The organism is Pseudoalteromonas sp. P1-13-1a (assembly GCF_001401875.1).
Lineage (GTDB): Bacteria > Pseudomonadota > Gammaproteobacteria > Enterobacterales > Alteromonadaceae > Pseudoalteromonas.
In genome coordinates, this window is record NZ_LKDV01000002.1 from 105,544 (window position 1) to 117,401 (window position 11,858).

The 11,858-nt window shown below is 40.1% G+C and carries 10 protein-coding genes; 4 read left to right on the plus strand and 6 right to left on the minus strand.

Features of this window, described 5'->3' with window-relative positions:
* Positions 1–19: 19 nt before the first annotated feature.
* Positions 20–760 carry an anti-sigma factor gene (locus tag AN391_RS02565; RefSeq protein ID WP_055013944.1) on the minus strand — a complete coding sequence of 247 codons (741 nt, stop codon included), beginning with the start codon at positions 758–760 and terminating at the stop codon, positions 20–22.
* On the minus strand, positions 757–1,248 hold the full coding sequence (locus AN391_RS02570; RefSeq protein WP_055013945.1) for an RNA polymerase sigma factor: 492 nt from the start codon (positions 1,246–1,248) through the stop codon (positions 757–759). Before AN391_RS02570 ends, AN391_RS02565 begins: the two co-directional genes overlap by 4 nt.
* A 135-nt stretch (positions 1,249–1,383) precedes the next feature.
* Here AN391_RS02570 and AN391_RS02575 point away from each other — a divergent pair, with 135 nt between their 5' ends.
* Positions 1,384–2,730 (plus strand): S8 family serine peptidase, encoded by a 1,347-nt coding sequence (locus tag AN391_RS02575; RefSeq protein ID WP_055013946.1) that lies wholly within the window; start codon positions 1,384–1,386, stop codon positions 2,728–2,730.
* Here AN391_RS02575 and AN391_RS02580 read toward each other — a convergent pair.
* From AN391_RS02580 to AN391_RS02590, 3 genes are all read right to left on the minus strand, one after another.
* Positions 2,714–3,667: a surface lipoprotein assembly modifier gene (locus tag AN391_RS02580; protein ID WP_055013947.1), complete on the minus strand. Its 954-nt coding sequence runs from the start codon at positions 3,665–3,667 to the stop codon at positions 2,714–2,716. The genes AN391_RS02575 and AN391_RS02580 overlap by 17 nt on opposite strands.
* A 62-nt stretch (positions 3,668–3,729) precedes the next feature.
* Positions 3,730–4,611: a hypothetical protein gene (locus AN391_RS02585; protein WP_055013948.1), complete on the minus strand. Its 882-nt coding sequence runs from the start codon at positions 4,609–4,611 to the stop codon at positions 3,730–3,732.
* A 136-nt stretch (positions 4,612–4,747) separates the two neighbouring features.
* The gene (locus AN391_RS02590; RefSeq protein WP_055013949.1) at positions 4,748–6,985 is read right to left on the minus strand and encodes an exonuclease domain-containing protein; all 2,238 of its coding nucleotides are present in this window, start codon (positions 6,983–6,985) and stop codon (positions 4,748–4,750) included.
* An 89-nt stretch (positions 6,986–7,074) separates the two neighbouring features.
* On the opposite strand from AN391_RS02590, the gene AN391_RS02595 reads away from it, so the two are divergent.
* Positions 7,075–7,569: a dual specificity protein phosphatase family protein gene (locus tag AN391_RS02595; protein WP_055013950.1), complete on the plus strand. Its 495-nt coding sequence runs from the start codon at positions 7,075–7,077 to the stop codon at positions 7,567–7,569.
* Between the two features lie 93 nt (positions 7,570–7,662).
* On the opposite strand, the gene AN391_RS02600 is transcribed toward AN391_RS02595, so the two are convergent.
* Entirely contained in the window at positions 7,663–8,670 is a 1,008-nt protein-coding gene (locus AN391_RS02600) for a hypothetical protein (protein ID WP_055013951.1), read from the minus strand.
* A 437-nt stretch (positions 8,671–9,107) separates the two neighbouring features.
* On the opposite strand from AN391_RS02600, the gene AN391_RS02605 reads away from it, so the two are divergent.
* A complete protein-coding gene (locus AN391_RS02605) occupies positions 9,108–10,532 on the plus strand; it encodes a sugar porter family MFS transporter (RefSeq protein ID WP_055013952.1) in 1,425 nt (474 codons plus the stop codon).
* Between the two features lie 226 nt (positions 10,533–10,758).
* Positions 10,759–11,838 carry a mechanosensitive ion channel family protein gene (locus AN391_RS02610; RefSeq protein ID WP_055013953.1) on the plus strand — a complete coding sequence of 360 codons (1,080 nt, stop codon included), beginning with the start codon at positions 10,759–10,761 and terminating at the stop codon, positions 11,836–11,838.
* The last annotated feature ends 20 nt before the right edge of the window (positions 11,839–11,858 follow it).

The window sequence follows — 11,858 nt, forward strand, 5'->3', positions numbered from 1 at the left end:
CCTCGATTTATAAAAACTATTATTGGTTTAACTGCCACTTTGCACTAATTGCTTGCTGCTCTTGCGCTCTATCTAGTGGTGCGCCGCTGATCATGCTGTCTATAACAGCATCTAACTCATTGTTGTTAGACGCTGTATGATATTGCGCGCCGTTATTACTTTGCTGCGCGACTGTTTGCGCTTTAATTTGCCAACCGCTTTGTGTTTTACAAGCAATGCTTGTTTGCGTTGTATTGTTTGAGCTTAGTGCATACTGCCTACAAAGCTCACCTTGCTGATTTTTAAAACTAAGCTGCGCGCTAAATACTGAGCCATCACTTTGCTCATATTTACCACTACTTAGCTGTGTATTAAGGGCTGAAGCTATGTTACTGGCTACTAAATTTTGCGACTCATTGGGTTGTAAATAGCTCGTCATTGCAATACCAAATACCACGGCAACGCTTGCAGCTATTGCTAAACCTTTATTAGCCGACTGCTTAACCCTTTGCCAAGGGGTTAACGTAACTACATTGCTATTTGACGTGTTTTTAATCGTTGCTGTATCAAGCTTTGCAACCGATTTAGCTAATGAGTCACTAAGGGGGGCGTCATCAATACTTGAAGCGTGCTCTTTCACTAGCATGTCTACTTCGCTTAGCTCTGCAAGTCGCATTACTAGTTCATCATTGGTTTCGAGGGCTTTACGCACTTGCTCCATTTCGTGCTCGCTGAGTTCTGAGTCTAAAAAGGCGCTAAGTGTTTCGTCGTTAATGTTCATACTTGCTCCTTTTTAAAGTCGGGTTTTATTAAGTTATAAAGTGTACTGCGTGCGCGCGATAATTTACTCATTACACTGCCTATAGGTATATCGAGCGTTTGTGCGACTTCTTTGTAAGCCATGCCCTGCACTGCCACAAGCGATACAATGGCGCGTTGCTCTTCGGGTAATTGCCCAAGTGCTGTATTTACATTTTTAAGCATTTGTTTGTTTTCGAGTGTTTGGTGCTCATTACTTGAAATTGGCTCTGGTAAAACATCGGCCTGAGCCGTATTTTGCCTTACTTTGCGTGAGCGGTATTCGTCTATCCACACATTTCGGCAAATTTTAAACGCCCATTTAGCAGGATCAACGTCATCCGGAATGCCTTTTACTAATAGTTTTTCAATTGTTATTTGCACTACATCGTCTGCATCTGCTTTACTACCCGTTAGCGAATAGGCAAAACGCCTAAGCATGGGCAATAAGGTTTTTAGAGTTTCGTTCATTGATTTTTACCCCTTTTATAAAGAAGACGATTCAAAAAAAAATTTATTCCCAAATAATCAAAATAATTTGAATAATGAAATATTTCTATGTGTTAAACGTTAACTAACAGTGTAATAAAAAATAAGTAACCCAGTATGAACATGAAAAAAGTCCGCGTTAAACACATAATAGCCGCCTCGCTTTGCATATTTAGCGCAACGAGCTCAGCCAATATAGTGAGAGTCGATCAGGTACTTGGGCAGCTAAACCCAATAGAGCAGCGTATTGAGCAAACTATAGAGCGGGCACAACGCCTGCCGCTTCCGGTGCCTGTTCCACAAATATCGATTGATGAACTAAAAGCGCAAATTAGTGAGCCAATTAGCAGCTTACCCAATGTGCTTAACATTAATATAAATAGCCAAAACACCGCATTTGTTGAAGTAGAGCTTGAAAACGGCTTTAGAGCAATAGAGCGCCAATGGTTATTAATGGCAAATAGCCAACAACTTAATACCCTAAAGCAGCAAAATGTAACCATTTTATCGGTAAAAAATTACAACGCACTTAACATGAGCTTAGTGCGCTTTAACGTGCCCCAAGGTGTTAATTCTAAAAGTGAGTTATTAAAAGCGCTTAACTTAGATGAGTCTGCAATACTTGACCGAAACCACATTTACCAAGCGCAAACAGGCGAGCCTACCTTAAAAGTAACGCAAAATAAGCCTGTTGCGCCTTACTGCACACAAAGTGTAAAAATTGGCATGATCGACAGCGCCATTAATACCAAACACGGTGCATTTAAAGGCGCAAATATCATCACACAAAGCTTTTTACCACAAGGGTTAAGCTCGCCAAATTTACACGGCACCGCCATAGCGGGGTTAATTACGGGTAAAGGCGAAAAACTTAGCCCGCTTTTAGGCAGTGCCAAGCTTTACAGTGCCGAGGTGTTTTATAGGCAATCTGAATATGCACAAGGGGCTACATTATTTGCCATAGTAGAGGCACTTAACTGGTTAGTTAGTAAAAAAATACCCGTTATAAATATGAGCCTAACAGGGCCAAATAACGCAGTTTTAGAAGCAAGTATTACTGCTGCAATAAAACAAAATGTGTTAATTGTAGCTGCTGCAGGTAACCAAGGGCCGGCGTCGCAGCCGTTATACCCAGGCGCGTATAAAAGCGTGATAGCGGTAAGTGCTATTGATGCAAATAACCACATTTATAGATGGTCAAATAAAGGCGATTACATAGACTTTACAGCCCTTGGTGTAAATGTTGTTACAAGCCAAGGCAATGGAAAATTTGGGAGGGAGTCGGGTACGTCAATGGCGGCGCCGCATGTAAGCGCGGCATTGAGTTGTTTATTGTTAAAGCATGGTAATAATAAAACCAAAGCACTTAAAGAACTTACATCGCTTGCCAAAGATTTAGGCGAGCAAGGCAAAGACACCACCTTTGGTTATGGCGCCATTTACCCACCTAAAAGTGCACTTTAACTGACGCCGATAAAACCGATTGCGTATAGGTATTGCTACTAAGCTTAGATTGATAATCGCCATATTCAGCCTCGGCTATGAGTGTTACGTGCTCAAATACAGCTAAATTATAAAACGCATTAACTACATTTCGGTGCTCATCTCGCGACGGTATTTGCTCAAAAAAGTCATCCGTTGTTTGTTCATCGTAATCTTTATTTTGATAACGCCAGCCAGCCCCCACTTTGTTAGCCACATTAAAGGCCGTAAATTTGTGCGTAACTTTAGTAGTAAAACCGTAGCCGTTAAAGTCGTATTGGTTGTCGTCGGCGTTTTCTTTATCGGCACTTAGCGCTGCCATTAGCATGGTTTGCCCATTATTTATAAAATGATAAAGCGCTACATCGCCGCCTACACCGTCGGCATTACGTGCTTTTGCAGTAGTAAAACGTTTAGCTTTGGTTTTTATACTCATACGCAAATACGTATGCGGGTTTAAAAAATGACCATAATAAGCACTGGCTTGGTTGAAGTGTAAAAATGGTTCGCTATCTACATTTGCTTTTGCGCCATCGTAACGAACTCCTACCTCATGGCTATTAAAGCTATAGCTGCCATCTAAACCATATTGATGCAGGCCTAAATCGTATTGATCAAACTCATCGTAGTCTTGTTGTTCAAACTTATAGCTTGAAGTTAATTTAGCGCCTTTGGTTAATTGCCATTTTGCATTAACACCGGCTGCGGTTTTTATGCCGCTATCACTTTGCGAGGAAATATCGTCGAGCTCTTGAACAGAGAGCGCCGAGTTACTTAATACCCCAACTTCAGCATCTGCGTTTAGCTCAAAGCTACTTTTAAAGGGTTTAGTTTGCTCAGGTGTTTTAACGTGGTTGGTTTGTGCAAGCACCGCTTGGGCACTAAAAACACACAATGTGGCGGTAATAACTGCTTTCATATTTATTCTCCAACAGGCCGAATAGGTTTCCCTATTCGGCATTTTTGCAAACACGTGGCGTATTAAAGGCCTAGGTCTAAATCGTTAGTAATGTTGGTTACTACTTCATTTGCGGTGCTAAGTGCTACATCGTTACTAATTTGATCAGTGACCGCCGCACTCACCTGCCCGCTAACACTTTGCTGTACCGTGCTTTGTAAACTGCTAACCGTACTATCTTGCACACTGGCAATTAAAGATTGCTGAACACTGCTTACTACTTCATTACTGGTATTAATTACATCACCTACTTGCAGTGCAGAACTCACTGAGTTTGCAGCCGTATTAGTCATTGCTAGTTGGTTTGTAAGCTCACCCGCATTAAGCGCATTTGTTGCATCAGCTGGTGTTACTGAATCGGTAGCGCTACTCACATTTGAAAGTAAAGAGGCACTTGTTGGTGTATCAGTAGTATCAGGCTGAGCGGCTTGCTCAGAGCTAACAGAAAGTAATGACGACTGGCTCACAGCGGTTGTTAAGTTACCCGCCGATGAGGTTAACTGCGCTGTTGTATCAAGCGCTGTATCGACTGCGGTATTGCCTGTGGCATTTAAAGACGAAGCCGATGCGTTCAATGAGTTATTTAAAGATGAGCCGGCAGATGCAACTAATGAACTTGCAGGCTCTGCGGTCTCGCTGCTTTCTTGCGCTGGAGTTTGTGAATTATTAGCCGTTGAATCTGTATTTTGCGAGTCATCAGCCGTTACTTGTGTATCGTTAGATACGTCTGTGTCATTGCTACCACTGGCTGTTAAACCATTTTGTGAAAGCGTAATAGATGTAGATGTTTGTTGCTGCGCCGACGTTGACTGAGATATTTCAATATCAGCGGCGTGCACTGCACCTGTAAAAGTACACACACCGCTTAACATCATTACGCTTACAATTTTATTTAATTTAGTCATTGTTTTGTCCTCTAGTTTGTCGGATTGACATAAAGAAGACGATTTACAAAAACCCTTTATTCCAAAAACAAATAAAAATTTGTAGTAACGTTAATTAATTACTTAATTTTCATATTCTTAAATATAAGTTACTCGTTTACTGCGTGTGCGTTTCACTGTTTTGGATCAGCAATAACAGCTCGGCAGTGGCTGTAGCATCGGCCAATGCGCGGTGATGGCTGGTTAAATTTAAATTAAAATGCGCGCTAAGGTTACCAAGCGAATACGACTTTAACCCTTTAAACGCTTTGCGCGATTCAACCACGGTGCACATTTTTGGCATTTTAAAAAAGTGCCCTGCAGCCTCGCATTCTTTTTTTATAAAACCGTAATCAAAGTTTACGTTATGGGCTACAAAAATACTGCCTGCGAGTTTATCTAGTAGTGGCTGTGCTATATCGGCAAATACAGGCGCGTTGTAAACCATGCCATCGCTTATGCCGGTTAGTTTAGTAATAAAGCTTGGGATATGGCGCTGCGGATTAACAAGTGTCGTCCAGGTATCTATTACTTTACCGTGCTGTACTTTAACTATGCCAATTTCGGTAATACGGTTACCGCCTTTTAAGCCGCCGGTGGTTTCTATATCAACGATGCTGTAAACACGGTTAGGGTCTACAAACCATTTAACTGCGGCAATGTGTACCGTAAAGCCTACATTTTTTAAATTATCAATAGTAGTAAGTTGGTTGCGCCTAAGCTTATCGCCTGGGGCTTTTACCTCTTCAAAGTGTACTTGGCCATTATTAATAACCATTAAGTCGGGGTAGCCGTCTTTTAACTGTAAATACTGTTTGCTCATGGCCGTTAAGTGCGCAATTAACGCTTCAAGCGGGCTATTTAAAATAAGCGCCTCTAGTGGCTCTAATAAATTGCTGCGCCATCTAAATAACCCATTGGGCTGGTCAAAGTATTGCGCGGCATGTTTACATACCAAATTAAGCAGCGCCTGATTAGTGCTACAGCTTTTTAAACGTGCGTCAATTTGCGTACTTTGTGCTTCATAAAAATTATCAAGTTGTAAAACTTGCGGGTAAATATCAAATTCATTACACGGCGGGTAAGGCGACTCTATAAACAACTCGTGCCAAAATACTAAACCAAATAAGCTTTGCCATAAGGTGTTTTCCGTATTAAAAACCGTTAACCCTTTTGCGGTGTAATGCTCATTTACGCCTTGCTCTACATCGCCTCGGTAAATTTCGTCAATTTCAAGCACACATTGGGTATCGGCCAGCATAGTGCTTAAGCGCGAACGCGTTTGTTTATTAAACTTACGCATTAAAAAGTCGTCCGCAAAGTACAGTAGGTCGTCGGTGAGCGGATTTTCTATTATTTGCTCTAGCTGCGCTTTTACCCACTCTTTATTACCTAAACGGTATTGCTCTCTTATTTGAATCTCTTGGGCTTCGGCGTAATCGGTGCAGTCTTCTAGTAGGCTAAAGGCAAGTTCGCTATTGGTATTTTTAAGTTGTTTATACAGCCTAACCAGCAGCTTGTTTTTAATATCGTGCGCTTGTGCACCGTTCGCCGGTTGCGCTAAAACTAAATGCGCAAGCTCGGTGTAAGGTGTTTTATCATCCAAGGTTTCAGCTTTTGTATTACCGGCTGTTTTGCCAATGTTTTTAAACGCTAAACGGTAACGGTTTAAAACATAATTAGATTGCGCCTCAGCGAGTGTATTAAAGCGCGACAAGCTCTCGCTGTGCCCTTCGCGGGTAGCGGTTAACCCTAAATCGCGCATAACAAAGCGGTTTTGATGATTTACATCGCCACTACTTAAGCGCCCTGCAAATAAAAACTCAAAATACTCGTAATAATCTTCTCGGTTATTAATGACATACTGGCTATATAAAGAGGCTAAATCATCTGCGCGCCCACTAAAAAATTGGCACGCAATAGTGACCAACTCCCCTTTAGCTGCGCTTTTTTTAAAGCTTACTTGCTCACTGTAATTACTGAGCAACTCCACCAGCATGGGCTTAGTTAAATGCGCTATAAGTAGCTTGTAATGCTGCGCGTTTGGCTCATATAAAATACCCGCTGTTTTTAGCGTATAAATAGCCTGATGCGGCGAGGTTATTTCTTCATAATTGAGCGATTGCGCCTGCACTAAATAAGGCTTGCGCGAATAGACACGTGCCAACATGCATTGGCTTTGCTCATCAAGCTGGTTAATTTTACTAATAAATTGGCTGTGTTTGGGCTCAAGTAAATGCATACATTTACTTGTTACAAACTCAATAAGCTCTCTAAAATGCGCTAAATAGTATTTTGCTGGTAATTCTTTTTTCATAACATCGCCACAACTGTATATAAAAACAGTATCTAGCATTTATGCTTATTATTCAATCTTAAACTTGCAACTAAAACACGCTATAGTGATCGTATAAAAGTAAATTCATTAAAAATAAAGGACTTACCATGAGCGCGCACCCGTACGATGTTTTATCACTCAATAACGGCGCAAATATTATTTTTACGCCTTGCCCTGGTACAAAAACACAAAACCTAGCGGATTCAATTGCCACATTAAAAGCCGCTGACACTCACATGCTGCTATCGCTTATGCCGCAAAAGGAGCTTGAAAAAAACAACGTAGAAAGCATTAATAGTGAGTGCAAAAAGCACGGTATAACCTGGTTTCATTTACCTATAAATGACGACGAAGCACCCAAACAGCCTTTTACATCAAGCTGGAACACCCACAAAACCGACATACTTCAAGCCATACAGCAAAAACAAACCATTGCCATACATTGTAAAGGCGGCACTGGTCGCACAGGGTTGGTGGCTGCACTTATTTTAAATTCGGCAGGTTGCACAAAAGAAGAGGTATATAGCTTAGTACAAAGTATTCGCCCTAAAGCACTGACTATAGAGCTGCAAAAAGAGTACTTTAATAACTTTGAGGTATGAGGGAGAAACTGGGGAAGATTTAGCACTATGTATAGTGCTAAAAATATTCTTAATGCTAGTTATGTGTTAGCAGTTGATGGGGTTAATCACTCGTTAGGCAGTTTTTCCTAAAGTGCTTAATGATGACTGATTTTGCTTTTGATCTTGAGGATCTGATACCAAGACGGTTAAACCAGAACCTTCGTTAATCCATTGATTACAATTAATTGAAATTTCCTTTTTGTCATCTGATATATCTAAATAATAATTAGCCCCCACAACAAAAATACAATGTTCTTGTACTTCAATATCATCTGCACAGTGTAAAATAAACTTAAAACCATCTGTTGGTTGTAACGCTTTAAAATCAATTAAAGCCCAATGATCAGAGCCGTACTCTGTAATTTTAAGCTCAACATCTAAGTGAGGTTGTTCATCAAAATCATCTGTGTTTACATATGTGATTTTACTAATATCACCACCATCATTCTTCTCCTCAAACGTAAATTTATCAATTAACTTACGTTTACCATCAGGTGTGCTAATGGCTACATGATGACATTGAGAAGGACCAGTAAGGCCTTCCTGAAACCCAATAGTGATTCTTTGAAATCCATCAGAAGATGGATAGACTCTATAACTATAAACACTACTTATGGCTAACCTACTTTGTATCTCGTCAATAAATACACGTGCAGCAATTTGATAATTACTTCGGACTGATTTTGTGCCTATTTCTAGAGTTTTATTTATAAAGTGACCATAATAGTCACCTATATTAGGATATTTACTTGATTCACTAATAGTTGGTTGAATTAGTGATTTTAAAGCCTCTTTTTTGCCTTCTGAGTCAATATTACCTAAAAAATTCCTTTTAATTATAATGTCTTCTAATAAACCTTTTATTTTATCTACAAATTGCGATGTACCAGAAGCAAAAGTAAAAATAGATGCAATTAGAATAGCAATTCCAATAGAGTTTAATAAACTGACTAGTATGGGTAGGAAAAAGCCTTTATCCGGGTAATGCACATCGATAATTATTGATATAAGAACTATGACAACACCTAGCCATAAATAATTAACAAAAAACTTCCGTAACCATCCAATACCTAAATTCATTTTATATCCTTGATTGAATTGAACACTGCGAATACAGCCTATCAACTTAGCCTACGACACCTGTCAATTTTGGCCAATTAATATCCCTATCTTATAGTGCGTTCACTTTAACCACCAAATAACCACATGTAAACAATTACTAAACCTCATATCAGTTTCTGCAATTGAGAAATACACCAAAAAGGGTGAGATCAGCAATATTTATCAAACAAGGCATTAACCATACAAAGCATATTGTTTATTAAAATTCAGTCTGTTTTATCTAAAAAGGCAGTTGCTTATTTTAAAGTATTCAAACTAATGCCCTTAAATTAAAACCTTCAAAGCACTGCTTAATTTATACTCGCCAAACCCTTTATACCTGCACAAATGTATTCAGCCATAGCGCTTTACGATATTATGCTCCTTTATATTCAATTTATATTTCAGGGCATATAATGACAACGCACACACCGCCTTCCCACTCAGCCAACACAGCTGAAAATTCTTCTCTTTTTTACGTAATTTTTATCTCTGCCGTGGCTGCTATTGGTGGCTTTTTATTTGGTTTTGACTCGGGCGTTATTAACGGCACGGTGTCGGCACTCGGTAATGCTTTTAATTCAAGCAGTGTGGCTACGGGGTTTAATGTAGCCTCGGTATTATTAGGCTGCGCCGTGGGGGCACTTGCTACGGGGCCGCTGGCTGATAAGTTTGGCCGCCGTGCAATTATGATCATCACTGCGATTATTTTTGCTATTAGCGCGTTTGGCTCAGGCATTAGCGAAAGCTCGGCTGAATTTATTTTTTACCGCTTATTTGGTGGGTTAGGTATTGGTGCTGCATCGGTATTGGCGCCAGCTTATATTGCAGAGGTTGCACCACCAGCGCTTCGTGGTCGTTTAGCCACATTACAACAGCTTGCTATTGTATTGGGTTTATTTGCTGCGTTTTTAAGTAACTATTTAATTGCTGATGCAGCTGGCAGCGCGCAAAATATTTTAATGCTTGATATAGCCGCTTGGCGCTGGATGTTTTGGGCTGAGCTGGTGCCTGCAATACTGTTTTTAGTGGGTGTGTTGTTTATTCCTGAGTCGCCTCGTTATTTAGTGGCGCAAGGTAAAGTAGCCGATGCAAAAACGGTATTTAGTAAAATTTCGAACGACAACGTTGCTGCGCAAATAAGTGATGTTAAAAGCTCTTTGCAAAGCGATAAAAAGCCGAGTATTCGCGATTTATTTATTGATGGCAGTAAAAAAGTGCACCCGATTGTATGGGCGGGTGTTGCGCTGAGTGTGTTTCAGCAATTTGTAGGTATTAATGTGGTGTTTTATTACGGCTCTGAGCTTTGGCAAGCCGCTGGGTTTGACGAGTCGCAATCGCTATTTATAAATGTATTAGCGGGTACGACTAATATTGTATCGACCTTTATTGCTATTGCCCTAGTTGACAAAATTGGCCGCAAACCACTGCTATTAGTAGGCAGTGTGGGTATGTTTATAAGCTTAAGTGCGCTTACTTATATATTTGGCAGCGCAGGCCTCGATGAAGCAGGCAAGCTTGCACTTAGCGATAACATGGGTACGTTTGCGCTTATAATGGCTAACTTATTTGTGGTATTTTTTGGCTTAAGCTGGGGCCCTGTTGTGTGGGTGTTATTAGGTGAGATGTTTAATAACCGTATTCGCGGCGCAGCGCTTGCTGTTGCAGCAAGCGCACAGTGGATTGCTAACTTTGCCATTACCATGACCTTTCCTATTATGCTGGCTAACATTGGCCTAGCAGGTGCGTACGGCTTTTATGCGTTATCGGCACTTATTAGCATATTTTTTGTGGCTAAATACATTACAGAAACCCGAGGTAAAACACTTGAGTCTATGTAATCGACTTTAATATTTAATCATTCTAGCGTGCTAAATAGCCAAATAACTTAACACGCTTGGTAACATTCAAAATTCAATTAAGTAAATCTAAAATATAACTGGCAAGCTTTAGCTGCCAGTTATATCCCTTTTAATAACCTGCGTTATTTTACAAATACACCCCTTTACTTATTTAGGTACATAACTTGCTGTTTATTCTTTTAAGATTATAAAAGAGAGGTAAGTAATGACTGCTACTACTTTTTACAACCTAACAGAGCAACCTTGGGTGGTTATTGCTATTTGTTTAGTTTCTATCACTATAGCTTTGTTTTGTATCCGCTTTTTTATAATGTACTGGCTCAAAAAGTGGACCTCTCATACTAAATTTATATTCGATAGCTTACTTATCGCCTCTATCTCTAAACCGCTTACCCTTTGCACAATTATTGTGCTACTCACCATTATAGAGCAAGGGTTGTTAATACAAGGCGAGCCGGTTGCGAGCTATATTTCGTTTTCGACCATTAATATTATTTTGGGCTTAGTGGCTATTATTTTATTTTTTGACCGCTTTTTTGTGGGCACCATTAATTATTACAGCAAAGAGTCGGCGGTGATTTTTAATTCGCAAAGTATTATTAAAGGTATTATTAGGGTAAGCGTTTTATCGGTAGGCGCATTAGTGCTTTTAGGCACCTTGGGTATTTCTATTACCCCTATTATTGCCTCGTTGGGTATTACATCACTAGCGGTGGCGCTTGCTCTGCAACCCACCCTTGAAAACTTTTTCTCGGGCGTACAACTTGTTATTGATAAACCCATACGGGTAGGCGATTTTATTGAGCTTGAGTCAAAGGAGCAAGGCTTTGTAGAAAAAATTGGTTGGCGTTCTACGTGGGTTAAAATGTTGCCAAATAATATGATTATTATTCCTAATAGTCAGCTTTCTAAATCGCGTATTATTAATTACTTTTACCCCGAAAAAGAACTGAGTGTACCTGTTGATGTAAGCGTTCACTACAGTTCAGACTTAGATTTTGTGGAGCAAGTAACGCTTGAGGTTGCGCGCCAAGTACTGATTGACCATGAATGGGGGGTTGATGATTACAATACCTTTGTGGTGTATCACACCTTTGATAACTCAAGTATTAATTTTACCGTGATGCTGCGCGCAAAAGAGTACTTTAATCGGTTTTGGGTTAAATCGGCTTTTATTAAAGCGCTCCACAAACGCTATAACCAAGAAGGTATTGTGATCCCCTTCCCTATTACTGCTATTAACACAGTGCAAGAAGCGGCTAATTTTAATAGCGATAAAAAATAAGCGCGAGATAAGCTCGCGCT